The sequence below is a fragment of the Bradyrhizobium sp. 41S5 genome (assembly GCF_011516665.3).
Lineage (GTDB): Bacteria > Pseudomonadota > Alphaproteobacteria > Rhizobiales > Xanthobacteraceae > Bradyrhizobium > Bradyrhizobium quebecense.
This window is the reverse complement of record NZ_CP083721.1, coordinates 5,055,670-5,076,518: the sequence shown is the minus strand read 5'-3', so window position 1 is coordinate 5,076,518 and position 20,849 is coordinate 5,055,670. Positions and strand designations below refer to the sequence as shown.

General features: G+C 65.7%; 20 protein-coding genes and 1 pseudogene. 15 read left to right on the top strand and 6 right to left on the bottom strand.

Annotation, left to right across the window (positions count from 1 at the left end):
- The first annotated feature begins 5 nt into the window (after positions 1 to 5).
- From fliK to blaOXA, 3 genes are all read left to right on the top strand, one after another.
- Positions 6 to 1,586 carry a flagellar hook-length control protein FliK gene (fliK, locus tag HAP47_RS24790; protein ID WP_173642365.1) on the top strand — a complete coding sequence of 527 codons (1,581 nt, stop codon included), beginning with the start codon at positions 6 to 8 and terminating at the stop codon, positions 1,584 to 1,586.
- A complete protein-coding gene (locus HAP47_RS24785; protein ID WP_173642366.1) occupies positions 1,583 to 1,846 on the top strand; it encodes an EscU/YscU/HrcU family type III secretion system export apparatus switch protein in 264 nt (87 codons plus the stop codon). The genes fliK and HAP47_RS24785 overlap by 4 nt, the downstream gene beginning before the upstream one ends.
- Positions 1,847 to 1,977: 131 nt before the next feature.
- Positions 1,978 to 2,790, top strand: coding sequence for a class D beta-lactamase (gene blaOXA / locus HAP47_RS24780; protein WP_173642367.1), 813 nt, complete (start codon positions 1,978 to 1,980; stop codon positions 2,788 to 2,790).
- Between the two features lie 60 nt (positions 2,791 to 2,850).
- Here the strand turns inward: blaOXA and HAP47_RS24775 are convergent, their stop codons facing one another.
- Positions 2,851 to 4,206 carry an aminotransferase-like domain-containing protein gene (locus HAP47_RS24775; protein ID WP_173643134.1) on the bottom strand — a complete coding sequence of 452 codons (1,356 nt, stop codon included), beginning with the start codon at positions 4,204 to 4,206 and terminating at the stop codon, positions 2,851 to 2,853.
- A gap of 170 nt (positions 4,207 to 4,376) precedes the next feature.
- On the opposite strand from HAP47_RS24775, the gene HAP47_RS24770 reads away from it, so the two are divergent.
- Together HAP47_RS24770 and HAP47_RS24765 are read left to right on the top strand one after the other, a co-directional pair.
- Positions 4,377 to 5,303: a DMT family transporter gene (locus HAP47_RS24770; RefSeq protein WP_231168361.1), complete on the top strand. Its 927-nt coding sequence runs from the start codon at positions 4,377 to 4,379 to the stop codon at positions 5,301 to 5,303.
- Positions 5,304 to 5,583: 280 nt separating this feature from the next.
- The gene (locus HAP47_RS24765) at positions 5,584 to 6,387 is read left to right on the top strand and encodes a PilZ domain-containing protein (protein WP_173642368.1); all 804 of its coding nucleotides are present in this window, start codon (positions 5,584 to 5,586) and stop codon (positions 6,385 to 6,387) included.
- Here HAP47_RS24765 and HAP47_RS24760 read toward each other — a convergent pair.
- Entirely contained in the window at positions 6,380 to 6,781 is a 402-nt protein-coding gene (locus HAP47_RS24760) for a DUF4260 domain-containing protein (RefSeq protein ID WP_173642369.1), read from the bottom strand. The two genes, HAP47_RS24765 and HAP47_RS24760, sit on opposite strands and share 8 nt — an antisense overlap.
- Before the next feature lie 161 nt (positions 6,782 to 6,942).
- On the opposite strand from HAP47_RS24760, the gene HAP47_RS24755 reads away from it, so the two are divergent.
- The 3 genes from HAP47_RS24755 to HAP47_RS24745 all read left to right on the top strand — a co-directional run bounded on the left by HAP47_RS24755 (position 6,943) and on the right by HAP47_RS24745 (position 9,648).
- The gene (locus tag HAP47_RS24755) at positions 6,943 to 8,475 is read left to right on the top strand and encodes an acyl-CoA carboxylase subunit beta (RefSeq protein WP_097675108.1); all 1,533 of its coding nucleotides are present in this window, start codon (positions 6,943 to 6,945) and stop codon (positions 8,473 to 8,475) included.
- Between the two features lie 104 nt (positions 8,476 to 8,579).
- Entirely contained in the window at positions 8,580 to 8,927 is a 348-nt protein-coding gene (locus tag HAP47_RS24750; RefSeq protein WP_173642370.1) for a hypothetical protein, read from the top strand.
- Positions 8,928 to 9,348: 421 nt separating this feature from the next.
- On the top strand, positions 9,349 to 9,648 hold the full coding sequence (locus tag HAP47_RS24745) for a twin-arginine translocation signal domain-containing protein (RefSeq protein WP_173642371.1): 300 nt from the start codon (positions 9,349 to 9,351) through the stop codon (positions 9,646 to 9,648).
- 69 nt (positions 9,649 to 9,717) lie between these two features.
- Here HAP47_RS24745 and HAP47_RS24740 read toward each other — a convergent pair whose 3' ends face one another.
- Both HAP47_RS24740 and HAP47_RS24735 read right to left on the bottom strand, forming a co-directional pair.
- Positions 9,718 to 9,987 (bottom strand): GCG_CRPN prefix-to-repeats domain-containing protein, encoded by a 270-nt coding sequence (locus HAP47_RS24740; protein WP_173642372.1) that lies wholly within the window; start codon positions 9,985 to 9,987, stop codon positions 9,718 to 9,720.
- 306 nt (positions 9,988 to 10,293) lie between these two features.
- Positions 10,294 to 10,989, bottom strand: coding sequence for an ArsR/SmtB family transcription factor (locus HAP47_RS24735; protein WP_173642373.1), 696 nt, complete (start codon positions 10,987 to 10,989; stop codon positions 10,294 to 10,296).
- Between the two features lie 102 nt (positions 10,990 to 11,091).
- Here HAP47_RS24735 and HAP47_RS24730 point away from each other — a divergent pair, with 102 nt between their 5' ends.
- The 3 genes from HAP47_RS24730 to HAP47_RS24720 are packed head-to-tail and all read left to right on the top strand — an operon-like array spanning position 11,092 to position 12,661.
- Entirely contained in the window at positions 11,092 to 11,400 is a 309-nt protein-coding gene (locus HAP47_RS24730; protein WP_173642374.1) for an NIPSNAP family protein, read from the top strand.
- 32 nt (positions 11,401 to 11,432) lie between these two features.
- The gene (locus tag HAP47_RS24725; RefSeq protein ID WP_173642375.1) at positions 11,433 to 11,786 is read left to right on the top strand and encodes an antibiotic biosynthesis monooxygenase family protein; all 354 of its coding nucleotides are present in this window, start codon (positions 11,433 to 11,435) and stop codon (positions 11,784 to 11,786) included.
- A gap of 56 nt (positions 11,787 to 11,842) precedes the next feature.
- Positions 11,843 to 12,661: an isocitrate lyase/PEP mutase family protein gene (locus HAP47_RS24720; RefSeq protein ID WP_173642376.1), complete on the top strand. Its 819-nt coding sequence runs from the start codon at positions 11,843 to 11,845 to the stop codon at positions 12,659 to 12,661.
- A 68-nt stretch (positions 12,662 to 12,729) separates the two neighbouring features.
- Here HAP47_RS24720 and HAP47_RS24715 read toward each other — a convergent pair whose 3' ends face one another.
- Positions 12,730 to 13,143: a hypothetical protein gene (locus HAP47_RS24715; RefSeq protein WP_173642377.1), complete on the bottom strand. Its 414-nt coding sequence runs from the start codon at positions 13,141 to 13,143 to the stop codon at positions 12,730 to 12,732.
- Between the two features lie 153 nt (positions 13,144 to 13,296).
- Here HAP47_RS24715 and HAP47_RS24710 point away from each other — a divergent pair, with 153 nt between their 5' ends.
- Positions 13,297 to 13,938, top strand: coding sequence for a trimeric intracellular cation channel family protein (locus HAP47_RS24710; protein ID WP_173642378.1), 642 nt, complete (start codon positions 13,297 to 13,299; stop codon positions 13,936 to 13,938).
- Between the two features lie 24 nt (positions 13,939 to 13,962).
- Here HAP47_RS24710 and HAP47_RS24705 read toward each other — a convergent pair.
- Positions 13,963 to 15,188, bottom strand: a pseudogene (locus HAP47_RS24705) (c-type cytochrome).
- 234 nt (positions 15,189 to 15,422) lie between these two features.
- Here HAP47_RS24705 and HAP47_RS24700 point away from each other — a divergent pair.
- From HAP47_RS24700 to HAP47_RS24690, 3 genes are all read left to right on the top strand, one after another.
- Positions 15,423 to 18,917, top strand: coding sequence for an indolepyruvate ferredoxin oxidoreductase family protein (locus HAP47_RS24700; protein ID WP_173642379.1), 3,495 nt, complete (start codon positions 15,423 to 15,425; stop codon positions 18,915 to 18,917).
- A 272-nt stretch (positions 18,918 to 19,189) separates the two neighbouring features.
- On the top strand, positions 19,190 to 20,347 hold the full coding sequence (locus HAP47_RS24695) for a thiolase domain-containing protein (RefSeq protein WP_173642380.1): 1,158 nt from the start codon (positions 19,190 to 19,192) through the stop codon (positions 20,345 to 20,347).
- Positions 20,347 to 20,736, top strand: a complete 390-nt coding sequence (locus tag HAP47_RS24690) for a Zn-ribbon domain-containing OB-fold protein (protein WP_173642381.1) — start codon at positions 20,347 to 20,349, stop codon at positions 20,734 to 20,736. The genes HAP47_RS24695 and HAP47_RS24690 overlap by 1 nt, the downstream gene beginning before the upstream one ends.
- Positions 20,737 to 20,849 lie beyond the last annotated feature (113 nt).

The window sequence follows — 20,849 nt, the reverse complement described above, 5'->3', positions numbered from 1 at the left end:
CCGACATGGCTATCGCCGTCAATCCCGTGCTGCCGGTGCTCGCCTCGAAGGAGGCGGACAGCGTTGCGCCGGACCTCACGCTGGAGGCCGGCAGCGTCGTCAACGCGCAAGTCTTGAAGGTGCTTTCGGCCGATCTGGTGCGGATCGCGATCGCGAGCCTGTCGATCGACGTCCAGACCGAGGTGCCGCTGCAGCAGGGCCAAAACCTCCAGCTGGCGGTGTCGCAGACCAGCGACGGCATCCGCCTGCAACTGGTCGGGCCGGGCGCCGACACGGGCGATGCCGTGCAATTGTCGCCGGGGGCGGTCAACGCCAGCGCCGCTCCGCAATCCGTCGCCACGGCGCCGAAGGCTGCGCTGTCGCCGCTCGAGCGCGTCACCATCACCGCGACGGCGCAGCATGCGGCGGCGGTGCAGGGCAGCCAGGCGCCGCTGTTTGCCAATCTCACGGCGGTCACCGCGGCCAATCTGCCGCCGAAGCTGCAGGCCGCGATCGCGCTGGTGCTGGCGCAGCAGACCGGCCTCGACCAGAATTTGAGCGGCGATGCCGTCAAGGCCGGCTTCCAGAAATCAGGACTGCTGCTGGAGGCGACGCTCGCCTCGGGCGTTGCGTCGCCAAACGGCAGCGTGCCCGATCTGAAGGCTGCGCTGATCGTGCTGCGGCAGGCGCTGACCTCGCTCGGCGCCGGCGATGCCACGGGGCCGGCGTCCACGCCGTTGCAGCAGCCGGCGCTTGCCAGTGCCGGCACGGCCCCAAGCATCGTGCCGCCGGCAATGCCCGAGCTTGAGGTTCAGGAGATCTTGCTGCCGCAGGCGCGCGTGCCGGTTACCGAGGATCTCACCCGCGGCGCCACCCACCTTGCCGGCGAGCTCGCGGATGCGCTCGATGCCGGCCCGTCATCGGGCGGCGCGCTCAATCTCATTCAGGAAGCGCTGCATGAGCTCGGCAACCCGGCACGGCAGGGCGCCGCGCCGCGGGAGATGCTGCCCGGCGAGATGCCCGCACGCGGCAGCACGCCGCCACCGCCGTTTCACGGCGCGCTGCCGTCGGCCCAGGCCGTTGCGGAGCCGTCGATTGCCCCTGGCACGCCGCTTTCGACCGCCGCGCATCGCCTCTTGGAAAACACCGACGCGGCACTGGCGCGGCAGACGCTGCTGCAGATCGCCTCGTTGCCGGATCGTGGCGACGGCACGCGTCCGCAGCTCGACGCCATGGTGCCGCGCTGGAATTTCGAGATCCCGTTCCTGACCCAGCAGGGCACGGCGATGGCGCAGTTCGAGATTTCCCGCGACGGCGGCGGCAATGAGGTCGAAGCCGCCAAGCGGGTGTGGCGGGCGCGCTTCACGCTCGATGTCGAGCCGGCCGGGCCGGTGCATGCGCTGGTCTCGCTGAACGGCGAGCGCACCTCGGTGCGGATGTGGGCCGAGCGTCCCTCGACCGCCGCGCAACTGCGCGCCGGCGCCTTCGAACTGAGCCAGGCGCTGACCAGGGCCGAGCTCACGCCTGGCGATATCGAGATCCGCGACGGCAGTCCGCCGCAACCCGCCCCCGCGCGCGCCGGCCATTTCCTGGACCGCGCATCATGAGCGAGGTGCAGAACCAGCTCGCGGTCGCGCTGCATTACGACCACGCCGGCGCGCCGCGCGTGGTGGCGAAAGGCAAGGGCGCGATCGGCGCCAAGATCATCGAGGTCGCCAAGGCCAACGACATCCCGATCGAAGAGAACGAGGTGCTGGCCGGCGCGCTCTCCAATGTCGAGCTCGGCGACGAGATCCCGGCCGAGCTCTACAAAGCCGTCGCCGAGGTGCTGGTGTTCGTGCTGCGGCTGTCGGGTCGGGCGCGGTAGCGATAGCGTTTTCAGCGAAGCGGGCACCGGTTTGCGTGAAGAAAACGCGTCAAACAAGTGAGTCTCATTGCCATCCTTTCACCACGATGGCATCAGCATCGTCGTCAACCCGAACCAAATCAGGTCCCGTCGTGATCCATCGCCGCCATGCGCTCGGTCTGCTTGCTGCCGCGAGCATCCTGCCGTCGCGCAGCTTCGCCAATGTGTCCTACCAGCGCAGCGAGTTTCGTGAGGACCTGCAAAAGCGGTTCTTCGATCTCGGCACCGAGGGCACCTTCGTTGGTTACAAGGTCGACGACTATCTGATCATCGCGAGCGACAAGGTTCGCTCGGGCGAGGGCAGGCTGCCGGCCTCGACCTTCAAGATCCCAAACGCGCTGATCGCGCTCGAGACCGGCGTGGTGCAGGATCCCGACAAGGACGTCTTCAAGTGGGACGGCACGACGCGCAGCATCGAGGCCTGGAACAAGGATCACACGCTGCGCTCGGCGATCGCGGTGTCGGCCTTCCCGGTGTTCCAGGAGATCGCCCGCCGGATCGGCGCGGAGCGGATGCAGAAATATCTCGACATCATCGACTACGGCAACCGCGACATCGGCGGCGGCATCGACCAGTTCTGGGTGACGGGCAATCTGCGGATCGATCCGGTGCAGCAGATCGATTTCCTCGATCGGCTGCGCCGCGGCGTGCTGCCGGTCGGCAAGCGCAGCCAAGAGCTGGTGTGCGACATTCTTCCGGTCACTAAGGTCGGCGACGCCGTCATTCGCGCCAAGACCGGTCTGACCGACAAGGAGCACGGCGCGTTCGGCTGGCTGGTCGGCTGGGCCGAGAAGGGCAGCGACATCACGGTGTTCGCGATGAACATGGACTGCAAGACCCAGGCGCAGATCGACGCGCGAATGAGCGTCACGCAGCAATGCCTCACCGATATCGTCGCGCTGTGACGGGCTGATCGCTACGCAGCGCTTTTGCGTTTGTCGTCCAGGCAAACGCCTTGCAGCGCTTCAGCGCCCGATCGCCCGCAGCAAGGCCGGCATCAGTTTCGGGTCGCGGCACTGCGCGACGTTGAAACGCATGAAGCCGGTGGCCGATTGCGTGGTGCTGAACACGTTGCCCGGCGCCAGCACGATGTTGTCGGCGAGCGCAGCGCGCGCCACGTCGGCGGAGTCGCAACCGTCGGGCAGGCGGCACCAGAGCTGGAAGCCGCCGCGCGGCATCAGCCACGGCTCGATGCCGATGCGCTGCAGCTTCTCGCCGACGTCGCGGCGGGCGCGCGCCAGCCGCCGGCGCAGCTCCTCGACATGCTTGCGGTAGAAGCCGGTCGCCAAAACGCTCGCGATGATTTCGGTCGCGACCGCGCAGGGGCCGCCGAATCCGGTCGCGACCTGCAGATCGACCAGCTGCTCGATCCAGTCGGCGCGCGCCGCGATGAAGCCGCAGCGCAACGACGCCGACAGCGTCTTGGAGAAGCTGCCGATCCGGATCACGCGGTTCAGCCCGTCGAGCGCCGCGAGCCGCGCCGACGGCTCCGGCTCGAAATCGGCGAAGATGTCGTCCTCGACGATCGTCAAGTCATATGCCGCCGCGGCATTCAGCACGCGGTGCGCGGTCTGCGGCGACATCGTCGCGCCCGTCGGATTGTGCAGCCCGGACACGGTGATGTAGAGCCGCGGCCGCTCGGCTTCGAGCACCGCCTCGAAGCTTGCGACATCGGGGCCCGATGGGGTGTAGGGCACGCTGACGAGCTTGACCTGATGGGCGCGCAGCAGCGCCCGGAAATTGAAATAGCAGGGATCATCGACCAGCACCGTGTCGCCGGGCCGCAGCAGGAAGCGGCAGATCAGGTCGATTGCCTGGGTGCCGGACATCGTGAGCAGCACCTGCTCGGGCGACACTTCGAGGCCCTCGTCGGCGAACCGCGCCATCAGCATGCGGCGCAGCGCCAGCGAGCCGCGCGTCGCACCGTAATCGGCGAGCACGGCGTCGTCGGCCCGCGCCAGGCCGCGGAACGCGCGCCGCAGCGCCTCGGTCGGCATCCAGTCGGCGGGCAGCCAGCCGCAGCCCGGCTTCAGCGCGCCACTCGCGGCGTCGAGCGATTGCCGCGACACCCAGAACGGATCGACGGCGCGGTCGTGCTGCGGCTGGTCGTTGGCCAGCGCCAGCGGCGGCAGCGCCGCCGACGAGACATAGAAGCCCGAGCCCGGCCGCGCCCGGATCAGGCCCTCGGCGGCGAGCCGGTCATAGGCCTCGACCACGGTCGAGGGCGAGACGCCCATGGTCGCGGCAAAGCTGCGGATCGAGGGCAGGCGGTCGTCGGCGACGAGCGCGCGGCTCGCGATCCTGGCGCGGATCGCGTTCATCACGCCGGTGGTCCGGGTCGCCTTTGGCGCCGAAACGGTGCGATGGTTGGCTGGTTGCCGCAAGTGTATGCCTACCTTTACCCATACAGTTTGGCGATATTGTACTGATCCGTAACTGCCTTGGCCAGCCCACCGCCGCTATCTTCGCCTCGCGAAGAATGAGGTGTGCGATGAGCGATTCGAAGACGTTGTCGGGGAAGTCTTGGTCGGGGAAGTCTTGGGCGGGCGAGGGGCGCAGCAGCGCTTCGCTGGAGGGCTGGGGCAGCGGTCTGCTCGGCGTGATCATCTTCAGCGGATCGCTGCCGGCCACCCGCGTCGCGGTCGCCGGGTTCTCGCCGCTGTTCCTGACCTCGGCGCGCGCCGCGATCGCGGCGCTGCTCGGCGCGGCACTGCTCGCGCTGCTGCGGCAGCCCTGGCCGCAGCGCAAGGACCTGGTGTCGCTGACCATCGTAGCCGTCGGCGTCGTGATCGGCTTTCCGCTGCTGACCGCGCTGGCGCTGCAGCACATCACCTCGGCGCATTCGATCGTGTTCATCGGGCTATTGCCGCTGTCCACCGCCGTATTCGGCGTGCTGCGCGGCGGCGAGCGGCCGAAGCCGCTGTTCTGGCTGTTCTCCTGCATCGGCAGCGCGACGGTCGGCGCCTTCGCATTGTCGGGCGACGGATCGGCGTCGCTGACCGGCGACCTGCTGATGGTCGCTGCCATCACCGTCTGCGGCCTCGGCTATGCCGAGGGTGCGGCGCTGTCGCGCCGGCTCGGCGGCTGGCAGGTGATCTCCTGGGCGCTGGTGCTCTCGGTGCCGGTGGTGCTCGTGATGACCATCATGACGCTGCCGCCGAGCTGGCAGGGCATCGGCGCGCCGGCCTGGCTCGGGCTCGCTTATGTCTCTGTTTTCAGCATGCTGGTCGGCTTCGTGTTCTGGTATCGCGGCCTTGCGCTGGGCGGCATCGCCAGCGTCGGCCAGTTGCAGCTGTTGCAGCCGTTCTTCGGCCTCGCGCTGGCCGGGCTGCTGTTGCATGAGCAGGTACGCTGGTCGATGATCGCAGCGACCTTGCTGGTCGTCGCCTGCGTCGTGTTCGCGCGCCGCTTCGCGTGACGAGCGCGGCTAGCCCAGCTTGAACAGCGTCTGCTGCGCGCTGGTCTCGATGCAGGCGAACAACAGCATGCTGAGAAGCACTGCTCCAATGGTGGCCGATCGGCCGTAGCTGAGCATGACTTCCCCCTCTGATTCGGCCGAATTGTAAAGCGCGCGCTAACCATGCCAAGCGCTAATTCACCCCGTCGGCGGCACGGCCCCGCACTGTTACGGATCGGGTTTCAGTGATCCTTAAGCGGAGCTGCCCACCTTGCGCGCTGACGCGACATCAGAGGGGCAGATGACCTTCAGGTTCATTGCGCCTGACGCGATCAGGTCGCCAAGCCAGCGCGCACTGTTGGAGCAGTGGGATCAACTGGCCGCCGGCCGGCCATTTCCCGCATTCGCCGAGTTGAAGCCGGATCCTGCGCTGCACGATCCCCGGCAGCTCGTCGCATGGGCGGTCGAAGGCGAGGGGCGGCTGCGCAAATTCCGTGCGATGTATCAGGGCGAGCATGTCGCCGAGGCGTTCAATTCCGCCTGGGCAGGCAAGACCATGGAGCAGGTGGTCTCGATGTCGCTCCGGCGCATTACGCTGGCGCCGGCGAAGCAATGCGCGACGAGCGGTTGCGCCGTCTACATCGTGTTCTCCACGATCGACGCCAGCGGCCAGCAGGTCGATTGCGAGCGGCTGCTGCTGCCGTTCGGCAGCGACGGCGAGAAGGTCGAGCATCTGCTGGCGTCCCTGCAATTGACCGTGGTCGGAAGCCGGCCACGCATTCTCAAGCATTTCGACATGCAGGCGGACGTGCGGCTGCAAGGCAGGATCCGTTCCGGCTTCTCGACCGGCGCGACCAGCGAGGCCGCTGGCGACCAGCGCAGGGCTCTCAGGCGCAACGTTGCGCGCGCGGCGCGCATTAGCTTTGCCCGGCGCAGCATGACCTGCATCGTGCGCAACCTCTCGGCGTCCGGCGCCGCGGTCGAGGCGACGAATCCCGCCGATATCCCCGAGAGCTTCCGCCTTGTGCTGGAAATGGAGACGACGGAGCGGCATTGCCGCGTGGTCTGGCGCAGGAAAGGCCGGATCGGCGTCCAGTTCAGCTGAGCTCGCCGATCCGCCCGAGATGGGTGAAGCCAAAGCCTTTGGAATATTTCAGCCCGTAGCCGAGCGCGCGGTCGATCCCGATATGGGCGAGCCAGATCATCGCGATCGAGAGCACCAGCGGTCCTTCGCCGGCAAAACCCAGCGTCATCAGCGCCACCGGCGCCAGATAGGTGTGGGTGGCGTTGTAGGCGATGGCGCCGGCCCGCGGGCTGATCAGGTAAGCGGCAAAGCTGATGTCCGGCACCAGGAACAGCAGGACATAGACCAGCCAGGAACCCTCCCACTTGTAGTAGAGCACGGTCATCCCGACGAACAGCACCAGCCCCTCCAGCCGGAGCAGGGTGCGCACCCCGCCGGTCGCGGCGCCGGTCTCGGCCGTGGTCGTATCAGTCATCGCTGTCTCCCCAGATGTCGGAAAATCCTACCGTTTTTGCGCCCGAACCTGCCCACAAGCGCCTTTCCGGTTCCGAAATGGCCGTGCTAAAGCCATTCCGAACGAAGCGGCCCCGCACCTCGCGCGGGGACGCGGACTGTAGCTAACACGGGCGGAAACAAATGAAAGACATCCTCGACACCCTCGAAGAGCGGCGCGCCGGCGCCAAGCTGGGCGGCGGCGAAAAGCGCATCGAGGCACAGCACGCCCGCGGCAAGCTGACCGCCCGCGAGCGGATCGAGCTACTGCTAGACAAGGGCTCGTTCGAGGAATTCGACATGTTCGTCGAGCACCGCTCGATCGAGTTCGGCATGGAGAAGACCAAGATCCCCGGCGACGGCGTCGTCACCGGCTGGGGTACCGTCAACGGCCGCAAGACCTTCGTGTTCGCCAAGGACTTCACCGTGTTCGGCGGCTCGCTGTCGGAAACCCATGCGCTGAAGATCACAAAGCTTCAGGACATGGCGATGAAGGCGAGGGCGCCGATCATCGGCCTCTATGACGCCGGCGGCGCGCGCATCCAGGAGGGCGTCGCTGCCCTGGCAGGCTATTCCTACGTGTTCCGCCGCAACGTGCAGGCCTCGGGCGTGATCCCGCAGATCTCCGTCATCATGGGCCCCTGCGCCGGCGGCGACGTCTATTCGCCCGCCATGACCGACTTCATCTTCATGGTGAAGAACACGAGCTACATGTTCGTCACCGGCCCCGACGTGGTGAAGACCGTCACCAACGAGGTGGTGACGGCGGAGGAACTCGGCGGCGCCTCGGTGCACGCGACGCGCTCCTCGATCGCCGACGGTGCCTTCGAGAACGATGTCGATGCGCTGTTGCAGATGCGCCGGCTGATCGACTTCCTGCCGTCGAACAACACCGACGGCGTGCCGGAATGGCCGAGCTTCGACGACATCGGCCGGGTCGACATGTCCTTGGACACGCTGATCCCCGACAATCCGAACAAGCCCTACGACATGAAGGAGCTGATCCTCAAGGTCGTCGACGAGGGCGATTTCTTCGAGATCTCGGAGACCTTCGCGAAGAACATCGTCACCGGCTTCGGCCGCATCGCCGGCCGCACCGTGGGCTTTGTCGCCAACCAGCCGATGGTGCTGGCGGGTGTGCTCGACAGCGACGCCTCGCGCAAGGCCGCGCGTTTTGTCCGCTTCTGCGATGCCTTCAACATCCCGATCGTCACCTTCGTCGACGTGCCGGGCTTCCTGCCGGGCACCGCCCAGGAATATGGCGGCCTGATCAAGCACGGCGCAAAGCTCTTGTTCGCCTATTCGCAGTGCACGGTGCCGCTCGTCACCATCATCACCCGCAAGGCCTATGGCGGCGCCTTCGACGTCATGGCCTCGAAGGAGATCGGCGCCGACATGAACTACGCGTGGCCGACCGCGCAGATCGCGGTAATGGGCGCCAAGGGCGCGGTGGAGATCATCTTCCGCTCTGACATCGGCGACCCCGACAAGATCGCCGCGCGCACCAAGGAATACGAAGACCGCTTCCTGTCGCCCTTCATCGCCGCCGAACGCGGCTACATCGACGACGTCATCATGCCGCATTCGACAAGGCGGCGGATCGCGCGGGCGCTGGCGATGCTTAGGGATAAGAAGGTCGAGATCCCCGCGAAGAAGCACGACAATCTGCCGTTGTGAGGAGTGCGCAGGCGGGTTAGCGCAAGCGTAACCCGCCATCTTCGTTCCGTACGACCCGCGGTGGGTTACGGCTTCGCCTGACCCGCCCGACAGGTTCGAACCTGATGACCGAAGACGATCCGACCGACGAGATTTCCGAGATCGAGGCGCAGATCGAGGAGCTTGCCGAAAGCGCCGAACGATCCCGCCGGATCATTCTCGGGTCCAAGGTCGCGACCGCAGCCGGGTTCGCGCTGTTGTTGATCGCGCTGCTTGGGCTGTTCGGCGCCGGCCAGACCGCAGCGCTCGGATCGATCGCGCTGGTGCTCGGCGGCATCGTGTCGCTCGGATCGAATGTCAGCACGTTGCGGCAGACCGAGGCCGCGATCAGCAGCGCCGAGGCGCGCCGTGCGCGACTGATCGGCAACATCGATCTTCGGCTGGTGCACGACGCGCCGCTGAAGCTGATGTGAGGCCATACTCCGTAGCCGGATGAGTCAATGGGTCGCGCGAACGCGCGCCCGATGACAGGCTCCGCGACATCCGGGGCCGCTTTATCCGTATGGCATCGTTCCCGCATATCGCTCCGCTCATGCGGGCTACGCGGCTAACGTATCAGTCGCGCAAATCAAGCCTGCTCGCGCCGGCTGCGGCATAGTAACCCGATGAGCAATGCTAGTTCCGTTCGACGGTTCTCGAAACCGGCGGAATGGACATGACGGGTAGAACGCGAGGCGGCGGGCGTCGTGCAGGTGATGTGACGTCACGCCGTTGCAAACGCGGCCGCGGCGTCGAAATCCCCGAAACGTGAATGTGCGGTTCAGCCGGCGTTCAGGTCGCGGCGAAAAAACTGGCTGACGCAGTTGGTCCAACTCAGCAATAAAGGGAACTCTGATGGAACGCCGGGATTTTCTGAAGATGGCCTTCGGTGTCGCCGCCGGTGTGGCGACTTTTGCAGCGACCGCCCGGGCGGCGCCGCTCGCGCCGCTCCCCCTCAAAGGGGATGCACGATCGCCGACAGGCAATGATGAACATCCGGCGGTGACCACGGGCGACGAGGTCGATCGTCTGAAGCCCCTGGAGGTGCGCTGGCATCACGGTCACGGACGCTGGCATCATCGGCACTGGCACCATAGGCATTGGGGCTGGCGCCACCGCCACTGGCGCAGGCATCATCACTGGCGCCGCTGGTGACATCAACACTACGATAGAAAAGAAAAACCCCGCGCGAAGCGGGGTTTTGTTTGCGCAGGTGTGCCGCGATCAGATCGGGCGGCAACGGCCGTAGCGCCAGCCGAAGCCATAGGGGCAGGCGCGGACACGCGGCGCAACCACGACGGGGCCGGGTGCGACGACGACGGGACGCCCAACCACGACCGCACCGGGAGCGACGACGACGGGGCCGCGGTTCCTGACGCAGCCGCCATAGGGACCACGGTGCCAGCCGGGACCGCAACCGCCGGCCGCGTCAGCCGCGCTGATGCCGGCGAATGCGGTCGACACCAAAACTGCTGCTGCGAAAAGATACTTCATGTCTTCTCCTTTTAGTTCGGCCGCGCTGCGGCACCGCAACAAACTTTAGATTACCGTTTCGCCCGGCGGGATCATTGCAGACGCCGTGCCCGATTTCGCCGAGCATAATGTTGCGGGCTGAATACGACATGAATGTTGCGCGTCACAGCTGCGTCAGTGCGCCGCAAGTGAGCCCAGCATTGATCTGAAACATTTCGCAGCCGCGATCGCAGTACGCGCCGTGACGAGGATGCAAACTGTATCGGAGAGCGAGACAAGCAAGACAAGGGGCTCGCGCATGACCGATGCCGACTTGAACGCGCGATATTACTCGCCCGCGCCGAACAGCGCCGCGAACCGCTTCTCGCCGTTGCGCGAGAAATTGACCACGCGGCTGCCCGGTGCAGCATCGCGCGCGGCCCATTTCAATTCGGTGAAGCGGTCCATCATGGCAGCGCCCAGCGTGCCGGCGAGGTGGTGGCGCCGCTCGCTCCAGTCGAGGCAGGCCTTGCAAATCGGACGGCGCGGATGCGTCAGCGCATCGGCGTCGATCTGCAACTCCTCGGCCATGAAGCGCTTGCCTTCGCCGGTGAGCTCGATCGCCTGCTTGCTCTGGCGCACCAGCTTCTGCCGCTTCATGCTGTCGAGCATCTGCACGCCGAGATCGCCGGCGAGATGGTCGTAGCAGATGCGGGCGCGGCGCAACGCCGGATCCTTCGGCCCGGTGCGCACGCGCATATGGCCGGCTCGGGCGGCGATGCCCTGCAGCCCTTCGAGCACATCGGCGACGTCGGGGTCAGAGAGCCGGTAGTAGCGGTGACGGCCCTGCTTCTCGGGCTCGATCAGGCCGCCGGCCTCGAGCTTGGCGAGATGCGAACTCGCCGTTTGTGGCGTGATGCCGGCCTCCTGCGCCAGCTCGCTCGCGGTCAGCGCGCGGCCGGTCATCAGCGCGGTCAGCATGTTGCAGCGTGCGGGATCGCCGACCAGAGCGGCGATCCGGGAAATGTCGGGTCCTGCTTTCATAGTTCGATGGTAGACGAAGCATCGAAGTCGGGCAAGCGGGTAGTCTTCACCGTGCTGACATCGCGATGGTTCGCGATGACGGGAAAGTTCAGGAGGCAATCAATGACCATCACCGTTTTCATCCGCTACCAGCTCGATCCGTTCAAGCGCGCGATGTTCGAGGAGTATTCGCGGAACTGGCTCTCGATCATCCCGCGCTGCGGCGGCGATCTGCTCGGCTACTGGATGCCGCACGAGGGCACCAACAACATCGCCTTCGCGCTGATCTCGTTCGAAAGTCTCGCCGCCTACGAGGCCTATCGCGCGCGGCTGCGCCAGGACAGCGAGGGCGTGGCGAACTTCAACTTCGCGGAACAAAACCGCTTCATCCTCGCCGAGGAGCGGACATTTCTGCGCAAGGTCGAGCTATAGTCACTCCACAACAACAATGCGCGGAGGCGCCCATGATTGCCGTGATCTTCGAAGTCTGGCCGAAGGCCGAGCACCGGGAGTTCTATTTTGACCTAGCCGCCGAGCTGAAGCCGATCCTGCAGGAGATCGACGGCTTCATCTCGGTCGAGCGGTTCGAGAGCCTGACCGAGAAGGGCAAGTTCGTGTCGCTGTCATTCTTCCGCGACGAGGCTGCGGTAGAAGCCTGGCGCAACACGGTCGAGCACCGCCGCACCCAGGCCAAGGGCCGCGCCCGGATCTTCGAGAATTACCGGTTGCGCGTCGCGAGCGTGATGCGTGACTACGGCTTGAACGAACGCGATCAGGCCCCGAAGGACAGCCGCGCGGTGCATGAAGCGAAACTCTAGCGCTCGCATATATGCGTGCCTATCTCTGCGCGGCCAATGACTCTAGGGAGCGACCAATGCCACTGCCAACTGCTGACAAACGAGCCGCCTTCAAGAAGCTGCACGAGAGCGGGTGCTTCATCATTCCGAACCCGTTCGATGTCGGCAGCGCCCGCGCCTTGCAACATCTCGGCTTCAAGGCGCTGGCCTCGACCAGCGCCGGCTTCGCCTGGACTATCGCGAAGGCCGACAACCGCGTCACCGTCGATGACGTCTGCGACCACCTCACCGCGGTGTGCGCGGCGGTCGATATTCCCGTCAACGCCGATTTCGAGGGCGGCTTCGCGGTCGAGCCGGAGAAGGTTGCGGTCAATGTCGCGCGCGGTGTCAAGACCGGTGTTGCCGGCCTCTCGATCGAGGACTCCACGGGAGACGCGGCCAATCCGCTGTTCGAGCACAAGCTCGCGGTCGAGCGCATCAGGGCGGCGCGCAAAGCCATCGATGCCGACCACAGCGGCGTGCTGCTCACCGGCCGCTGCGAGGCGTTCCTGTGGGGCAAGAAGGACCTCAATCTGGTGATCGAGCGGCTGCAGGCCTATTCGGAAGCCGGGGCGGATGTGTTGTATTCGCCGGGCATCTCGACCAAGGAGGAGATCTCCGCGGTCGTGAAGGCGATGGCGCCGAAGCCGGTCAATCTTTTGATCGGCGGCGCGTCCGACCTGACGTTGCAAGCGGTCGGCGACCTCGGCGTGCGCCGGATCAGCGTCGGCGGCGCGCTGGCGCGGATGGCCTGGACCGGCGTCATGAAGGCGGCCAAGGAGATGGCCGAAAAGGGCACCTTCACCGAATTCGTCAACGGCTATCCCGGCGGCGAGCTCAACAGGATGTTCAAGTAGACCTCGCGCGCAAGAAAGCGGCGGGCCGCTTGGGCCCGCCGCTCGCGCCAGGTCAAATGTCGTCAGCGTTACCTCGCATTCTCGGCCGGCGGGGCCGCCGGCTTGTTCATGTCGGACGGCGGGGTCGACGGGTTGGCCGGCGCCGCGCCCGTGGTTACGCCGGGCTGGCTGTTCGGCTTCGGCGTCACGTCGCGCATGCCGGGAGGCGGCGCGGTGGGATTGGCGGGAGTCTGCTGCGCGGTCTGGGTCGGCGGCGTGGTGCCAGCCTGATTGACCGACGTATTGTTCAACCCATAGAACAGCGCGCCCAGCACCACGGCCACCGCGACTGCGAACATCGCGACCTTGGTACCGCTGGCCGGTCCCTCCTGGAGTTCCGGATCCGGCTGCAGCTCGTTGTCCAGGCTGTTTAAGCGCGCCTGACGGTGGATTTCGTCATCGGTCAGGTTGGCGCGATACGGATCGTCAGGGTTGTAAGCCATTTCAAAGTTCCTCCGTTAGCCCCCCAAGGCTAAGCGCGTAGGCTAAACGCTGGAGACAATGGCTGGCGCGTGCGGATGTTCCGCGCCAATGTTGCAACCTGTTCATGCTGGAACCGCCGATTCCCAGGGTTCCTGTTCCATGAGGCCTTTTCAATGTGGACCATGCCGCCCACCGATTCGGTGCTGCACGTGCTCTCGTTCATCGCGGTTGCGGCGCAATCGATGACGGCGGCGCTCGCGGCCGGCAGACGCAGCATGGATTGGGCCGGCGTCTGCATGTTGGGGGCGATCACCGCGCTCGGCGGCGGCACCATCCGCGACGTGCTGCTCGGGCACTATCCGCTGCTCTGGGTTGCGCAACCGATCTACTTGGCGATCGCGGCGGCCGGCGCCTTCGCCACCATCCTGCTGGCGCGGCTGGTGGTCAGGCTCAATCTCGCGTTCCTGGTGCTCGATGCGATCGGGCTCGTGGTGTTCACCATGGCCGGCTGCGACGTGGCCTGGCAGGTCGACTCCTCGCTGCCGATCGTGATCGTGGCCGGCATGATCACCGGCTGCGCCGGCGGCGTGCTGCGCGACATCCTGTGCAACGAGGTGCCGCTGCTGTTTCGCAGCGAGCTCTACGCCAGCGTCTCGGTGGTGACCGGGCTGTTCTATGCGACCGCGTTCGGACTGAACCTCAACCAACCGGTTTGGACCCTGCTGACCTTCGTACTCGGACTGACGTTCCGGATGCTGGCGATCCGCTACAAATGGGAGATGCCGAAATTCGTGTTCAGCGACGAGGAGCGCTGAACGGCTATTTCGCCGTCCGCGCCTTTATTTCGCTGTCCGCGCCTTGGCGACCTCGTCCGCCGTCACGGCGGGCGCCGCATTGCCCCAGGCATTGCGGATATAGGTCGCGACATCGGCGACCTCCTGGTCGGTGAGCTTCGGATAGGCCGGCATCGAGCCGGCGTTCGGTGCGCGCGGCGTGGTCACGGTCTGCGCACCGTCGAGGATGATGCGCAGCGTGCTCGCAGGACTAGCCGATTGCAGATTGGCGTTGCCGGGCAGCGGCGGATAGATCCGCGGCGCGCCGGAGCCATCGAGCTCATGACAGGCGACGCAGGCGCCGCGATAGATGCGCTCGCCGTTGCTCATCTGCGCCGGCGAGGGCGGGGTGACCACAGGCTCCGACGCGCCGGCGGGCAGGCTCTTCAGATAGACCGCGATCGCGCGCACATCGGCGTCGCTCATCTTCGAGGTCGAATTGACCACCACCTCGGACATCAACGGACCGGTATGGCTTGCCCGTTGCGGCCGCTCTGCAGATATTCAGCGATGTCACCGGTGCTCCAGGACTTCAGCCCACTTCGCTCGGCGCCGTCGAGCCTGGGCGCGAACATGGCCTGCACCATGTTGCCGCCAAGCGCCTGGTCGCGCTTGTCGGCGCCGAACGCGTTTTTCGGCGTATGGCAGGCGCCGCAATGGGCGAGGGCCTCGACGAGGTAGCGGCCGCGATTCCATTCCGCGGTCTCGCTCTGGTCCGGTTGGATGATGCCCGGCGTGAAGAACAGGGCGTTCCAGGCCCGCATCAGCACGCGGTAGTTCAACGGCCAGCGCAGCTCCGGCGGCGGCGCCTTGTTGCTGACCGGCGCCAGCGTCGCGAGATAGGCGCGGATCGCCAGGATGTCGTCGCGGATCAGCTTTGAGAAATACGGGTAGGGGAAGGCGGGATAATAATGCACCCCGTTCGGCGAGATGCCCATCCGCAGCGCGCGCAGAAAATCGTCGTCGCTCCAGCCGCCGATGCCGGTATCGCGGTCGGGCGTCAGGTTCGGCGAGAACACCGCACCGAACGGCGTGTCGATCCGCTTGCCCCCGGCGAAGGGCTTTGCCGGGTCGGCGGTATGGCAGCTCGCGCAGTCGCCGGCGATCGTGAGCGCCTTGCCGCGGGCGATGATGTCGTCGGTTGGCGCGGCGGTGCATTCGCGGGCCGCGAACGCACTGCACAACAGCGCACCGGCCAGAATCGCACCGGTCGTTCGAGGTTGTCGCCGCATCCATTCACCTTCCGGTCCACACGACGCGTCACGCCGTTTCGCCGCGGGCCTGTCCAGCGACAGAAACCGAAACGGCGCTCCGATATTCCCGGCACGAAATTGCGATTTTCGAGCGACGGGCTTGGTCGTCCAGAATTGTGCTGCGCGGGCCAGAAAATCCGACATAGACTGGTTCTAACAAGTTCGGATGACTAGCTAAAAAGCAGGCGTCGCGACCAGCGCAAAGAGGGCTAAATGGGAATCGACCAAGGGCCTATCAGCCTCGACCAGAAATACACCCAAGGCACCGGCCACGTCTTCATGACCGGCATCCAGGCGCTGGTCCGCCTGCCCATGGCGCAGATCAGACGCGACCGCGCCGCAGGCCTCAACACGGCAGGCTTCATCTCCGGCTATCGCGGTTCCCCCCTCGGCGGGTACGACCAGCAGCTGTTCGCCGCCCGCAAGCATCTCGAGCAGTACAACATCAAATTCCAGCCCGGCGTGAACGAGGACCTCGCGGCCACCGCGATCTGGGGCTCGCAGCAGCTCGCCCTGTCGCCCGGCGCCAAATATGATGGCGCGGTCGGCATCTGGTACGGCAAGGGCCCCGGCGTCGACCGCTGCGGCGACGTTTTCCGCCACGGCAATGCGGCGGGCTCCGCCAAGCACGGCGGCGTGCTTTGCCTGGCCGGCGACGACCATGGCGCAAAGTCCTCCACCGTCCCGCATCAGTCCGACCACGCCTTCATCTCCGCGCTGATGCCCTACCTCTACCCCTCCAGCATCCACGAAATGATCGAGATGGGCCTGCTGGGCATCGCGATGTCGCGCTACTCCGGCTGCTGGGTCGGCATGAAGGTGATCACCGAGACGGTCGAGACCACGGCCGAGATCGACCTCACCGACGAGATGACGCCCTTCATCATTCCGGCCGATTTCGAGCTGCCGCCGGGCGGCCTCAACATCCGCTGGCCCGACGACCGGTTCGAGCAGGATCGCCGGCTGCAGGACTACAAGGGCTTTGCCGCGATCGCCTTTGCCCGCGCCAACAAGGTCAACCGCGTCACGATGGATTCGCCGAACGCGCGCTACGGCATCATGGCCTCGGGCAAGAGCTATGAGGACATCCGCCAGGCGTTGCGTGAGCTCGGCATCACGCCCGAGATCGCCGCCAAGATCGGCATCCGCCTCTACAAGATCGGCATGCCCTGGCCGCTGGAGCCGGAAGGCGTGCGCAACTTCGCCGTCGGCCTCGAAGAGATCTTCATCGTCGAAGAACGCCGCGAGATCGTCGAGAACCAGGTCAAGCAGGAGCTGTTCAACTGGCGCGACGACGTGCGCCCGCGCATCGTCGGCAAGATGGACGATCACGACAAGCGCTTCCTGACCTTCGCCGCCGAGCTGAGCGTGGCCTCGCTTGCAAGCTCGCTCACCGAGCGGCTGCTTCGACTTAATCTCAATCCTGAAATCGCCGAGATGTTGCGCGCCAAGGCCGACTGGTTCAACGGCCGCCAGTCGTCGCAGATGCAGGCGACCGCACCCGTCAGCCGCACGCCGTATTTCTGCTCGGGCTGCCCGCACAATACCTCGACCAAGGTGCCGGAAGGCAGCCGTGCGCTCGGCGGCATCGGCTGCCACTTCATGGCGCTGTGGATGAACCGCTCGACCGAGACCTTCACCCACATGGGCGGCGAGGGCGTACCGTGGGTCGGCATCGCGCCGTTCACCAACGAGAACCACATCTTCGCCAATCTCGGCGACGGGACTTATTTCCACTCCGGCATTCTGGCGATCCGCCAGTCGATCGCCTCCAAGGCCAACATCACCTACAAGATCCTCTACAACGACGCCGTCGCCATGACCGGCGGCCAGCACCACGACGGCGATCTGTCGCCGCAGCGGATCACCTTCCAGCTGCACGCCGAAGGCATCCGCGAAATCTACCTGGTTTCGGAAAATCCGGGTTCTTATCCGGCTGATACCATCGCGCCGGGCGTCAAGCTGTTCCACCGCGACGAGCTCGAGAATGTCCAGAAGATGTGCCGCGACACCAAGGGCACCTCGGCGATCGTGTTCGTGCAGACCTGCGCCGCGGAAAAGCGCCGTCGCCGCAAGCGCGGCCTTATGGAGGATCCGGCGCGCCGCGTGCTGATTAATCCGGCCGTCTGCGAAGGCTGCGGCGACTGTTCGGTGCAGTCGAACTGCATCTCGGTCGAGCCGCTGGAGACTGAGCTCGGGCGCAAGCGCACCATCAACCAGTCGACCTGCAACAAGGACTATTCCTGCGTGAAGGGTTTTTGCCCGTCCTTCGTCACGGTCGATGGCGGCACCCTCAAGCGTCGCGCGCCCACTGAACTCGGCGATATCGGCGCCTTGCCGGAGCCGGCCTCGAAGCCCGCGCTCGACCGGCCCTACAACATCGCGGTCGGCGGCGTCGGCGGCACCGGCGTGCTGACGATCGGCGCGCTGCTCGGCATGGCCGCGCATATCGAGGGCAAGGCCTCGATGATCCTCGACATGTCCGGCCTCGCGCAGAAGGGCGGCGCGGTGCTCAGCCATGTCCGGCTCTCCGAGCACACCGCCGACGTGACCTGCTCGCGCATCGTGACCGGCACGGCCGATCTCGTGCTCGCGGCCGACGAAGTCGTGGCGGTGTCGAAGGACACTATTACGCTGTGCGATGCGAGCCGTACCGTCGGCATCATCAACAGCCACATCATTCCGACCGCGGATTTCATCCTGAACCGCGACTTCAATTTCCAGAGCCGCAAGGTCAACAGCGTGCTGGAGACCGAGCTGCGCAAGGACTCGGCCTTCTTCGACTTCACCAAGCCGGCCGAAACGCTGCTCGGCGACTCCATCGCCACCAACATCATGATGATGGGCTTTGCCTACCAACGCGGCCTGCTGCCGCTGTCGGCGGAGTCGATCCAGCAGGCGATCGAGGTCAATGGTGTCTCGATCAAGATGAACACGCAGGCATTCCAGCTCGGGCGTCTGGCCGCGGCCGATCCGGCGCGGCTCGCCGCGATGATGAAGGGGCAGGATGACGACGTCGCGCCGGCAAAGTCGCTGGACGCGATGTCGCTCGACGAGATCATCACCCATCGCATGGATCTTCTGACCGGCTATCAGAACGCGCGTTTGGCAAAACGCTACCGCAAGCTGGTCGACCAGGTCCGCGACACCGCCACCAAGGGCGGTTATGGCGAGGCGCTGCCGCGTGCGGTCGCGATCAACTACGCCAAGCTGCTCGCCTACAAGGACGAGTATGAGGTGGCGCGGCTGTTCACCGATGGCCGCTTCGAGAAGCAGCTGCGCGACCAGTTCGAGGGCGACTTCAAGTTCAACTTCAATCTCGCCCCGCCGATCCTCGGCGGCGGGCTCGATGCGCAGGGCCGTCCGAAGAAGCGCGCCTTCGGGCCGTGGATGATGTCGGCCTTCAAGGTGATGGCGCGATTCCGGTTCCTGCGCGGTACGCTGCTCGACGTCTTCGGCTACAACGCCGACCGCAAGCTCGAGCGCGACCTGATCGCGGGCTACGAGAAGGATGTCGCGACGGTGCTGACCCTGCTGTCGCCGCTCAACCACGACATCGCGGTCGAATTGCTGTCGCTGCCCGACCGCATCCGCGGCTACGGCCCGGTGAAGGACAAGGCGATCAAGGAGGCCAAGGTTCGCTACGCGCAACTCGCCGCCGACCTCGCCAACCCGCCGCCCGCTCCGAGGCAGATGGCGGCGGAGTAGTCGCTGCATATTTGGTGTCGTCCCGGGCAAGCGAAGCGCGACCGGGCCCCATAACCACAGCGTCGAGTTGTTAGATTGAGCTGCGGCCCCAGCGTCGCGCAGCGACGAACAGCGGTGGTTATAGGTCCCGGCCTTCGCCGGGACGACATCCGTTTGCGGCGCGCATATTGTGCGCTCTCGCAGTCTCGCCTGACGGAATATTTCCGCGCTTGCCAAGGTCGCGCCGTCGGTTCAGAAAAACGCTGGAGCGAGAAACGCCAGCGGAGAGCGATTTGACCATCAAGGGCAAGGCCTACATTGCCGGGATCTACGAGCATCCCACCCGGCATGCACCCGATAAATCAACAGCACAGCTGCACGCCGAGGTCGCCAAGGGTGCGATCGAGGATGCCGGGCTGACCAAGGACGATATCGACGGCTACTTCTGCGCCGGCGATGCGCCGGGCGGGCTGTGGCCGATGGTCGATTATCTCGGCCTCAACACCAAGAAGCTGCGTCACGTCGATTCCACCGAGACCGGTGGCTGTTCCTATCTGATCCATCTCGGCCACGCCGCCGAGGCGATCGCCGCCGGCAAGTGCTCGGTCGCGCTGGTTACGCTCGCAGGCAAGCCTCGCACCGGTCCGATGCCGCCGCGCGCCTCCGGCGCCGAGGCCGATTTCGAATTGGCCTACGGGGCTACCACGCACAATGCCTATGGCATGTGTGCCATGCGCCATATGCACGACTACGGCACCACCTCCGAGCAGCTCGCCTGGATCAAGGTCGCGGCCTCGCATCACGCGCAATACAATCCGCACGCGATGCTGAAGGAGGTCGTCACCGTCGAGGACGTCTTGAACTCGCCGATGATCTCGGACCCGCTGCATCGGATGGACTGCTGCGTCGTCACCGATGGCGGCGGCGCGATGATCGTCACCACGCCGGAGATTGCGAGGAGCCTGAAGAAGCCGCTGGTGCGCCTGATCGGCCATGGCGAGGCGATGAAGGGCCCGCGCGGCGGCAAGGATCTCGATCTTACCTATTCCGCTGGCGTGTGGTCCGGCCCGCGTGCCTTCGAAGAGGCGGGCGTGACACCGAAGGACATCAAATACGCCTCGATCTATGACAGCTTCACCATCACGGTGCTGATGCAGCTCGAAGACCTCGGCTTCTGCAAGAAGGGCGAGGGCGGCAAGTTCGTCGCCGACGGCAACCTGATCTCGGGCGTCGGCAAGTTGCCGTTCAACACCGACGGCGGCGGCCTGTGCAGCAACCATCCCGTCAATCGCGGCGGCATGACGAAGATCCTCGAGGCGGTGCGCCAGTTGCGCGGCGAGGCGCATCCGAAGGTGCAGGTGAAGAACTGCGACCTCGCGATTGCCCACGGCACCGGCGGTCTGCTCGGCGTTCGCCACGCCGCCTCAACCTGCATTCTGGAGCGTGCGTGATGTCTGAAGCCAAGAAGTACAACGCCCCGGTGACCAATCCGGAGACTGCGCCGTTCTGGGAAGCGGCGAAGGCGGGCAAGTTCATGATCAAGCGCTGCAACACCTGCGGCGAAGCGCATTACTTCCCGCGCGCGATCTGCCCGTTCTGCTTCTCCGACAAGACAGTGTGGGAGGAGTCGAGCGGCGAGGCCACGGTCTATACCTACAGCCTGATGCGGAAATCGCCGACCGGTCCGTATGCGATCGCCTATGTGACGCTGAAGGAAGGTCCGTCGCTGCAGACCAACATCGTCGATTGCGATCTGGAGACGGTGAGGATCGGCCAGAAGGTGAAGGTGGTGTGGAAGCCGACCGACGGTGCGCCGCTGCCGTTCTTCACGCCGGCCTGAGAAGTACCTTCCCCCGTTGCGGGGGGAAGGTGGCAGCGCAGCTGCCGGAAGAGGGGTCTCTCTCCACGCGGGAGATGCATCTGCGGAAGCAACCCCTCTCCCAAACGAGTTTG

Excerpts from the sequence above, each read along its gene's own strand:
- HAP47_RS24745 (WP_173642371.1), top strand. The coding sequence starts at position 9,349 with ATGGAACGCCGGGATTTTCTGAAGATGGCCTTCGGTGTCGCCGCCGGT.
- HAP47_RS24750 (WP_173642370.1), top strand. The coding sequence starts at position 8,580 with ATGACCGAAGACGATCCGACCGACGAGATTTCCGAGATCGAGGCGCAG.
- HAP47_RS24740 (WP_173642372.1), bottom strand. The coding sequence starts at position 9,987 with ATGAAGTATCTTTTCGCAGCAGCAGTTTTGGTGTCGACCGCATTCGCC.
- HAP47_RS24785 (WP_173642366.1), top strand. The coding sequence starts at position 1,583 with ATGAGCGAGGTGCAGAACCAGCTCGCGGTCGCGCTGCATTACGACCAC.
- HAP47_RS24770 (WP_231168361.1), top strand. The coding sequence starts at position 4,377 with ATGAGCGATTCGAAGACGTTGTCGGGGAAGTCTTGGTCGGGGAAGTCT.
- HAP47_RS24775 (WP_173643134.1), bottom strand. The coding sequence starts at position 4,206 with ATGAACGCGATCCGCGCCAGGATCGCGAGCCGCGCGCTCGTCGCCGAC.
- HAP47_RS24760 (WP_173642369.1), bottom strand. The coding sequence starts at position 6,781 with ATGACTGATACGACCACGGCCGAGACCGGCGCCGCGACCGGCGGGGTG.
- HAP47_RS24755 (WP_097675108.1), top strand. The coding sequence starts at position 6,943 with ATGAAAGACATCCTCGACACCCTCGAAGAGCGGCGCGCCGGCGCCAAG.
- HAP47_RS24710 (WP_173642378.1), top strand. The coding sequence starts at position 13,297 with ATGTGGACCATGCCGCCCACCGATTCGGTGCTGCACGTGCTCTCGTTC.
- HAP47_RS24720 (WP_173642376.1), top strand. The coding sequence starts at position 11,843 with ATGCCACTGCCAACTGCTGACAAACGAGCCGCCTTCAAGAAGCTGCAC.
- HAP47_RS24700 (WP_173642379.1), top strand. The coding sequence starts at position 15,423 with ATGGGAATCGACCAAGGGCCTATCAGCCTCGACCAGAAATACACCCAA.
- HAP47_RS24735 (WP_173642373.1), bottom strand. The coding sequence starts at position 10,989 with ATGAAAGCAGGACCCGACATTTCCCGGATCGCCGCTCTGGTCGGCGAT.
- HAP47_RS24730 (WP_173642374.1), top strand. The coding sequence starts at position 11,092 with ATGACCATCACCGTTTTCATCCGCTACCAGCTCGATCCGTTCAAGCGC.
- fliK (WP_173642365.1), top strand. The coding sequence starts at position 6 with ATGGCTATCGCCGTCAATCCCGTGCTGCCGGTGCTCGCCTCGAAGGAG.
- HAP47_RS24765 (WP_173642368.1), top strand. The coding sequence starts at position 5,584 with ATGACCTTCAGGTTCATTGCGCCTGACGCGATCAGGTCGCCAAGCCAG.
- HAP47_RS24725 (WP_173642375.1), top strand. The coding sequence starts at position 11,433 with ATGATTGCCGTGATCTTCGAAGTCTGGCCGAAGGCCGAGCACCGGGAG.
- HAP47_RS24715 (WP_173642377.1), bottom strand. The coding sequence starts at position 13,143 with ATGGCTTACAACCCTGACGATCCGTATCGCGCCAACCTGACCGATGAC.
- HAP47_RS24690 (WP_173642381.1), top strand. The coding sequence starts at position 20,347 with ATGTCTGAAGCCAAGAAGTACAACGCCCCGGTGACCAATCCGGAGACT.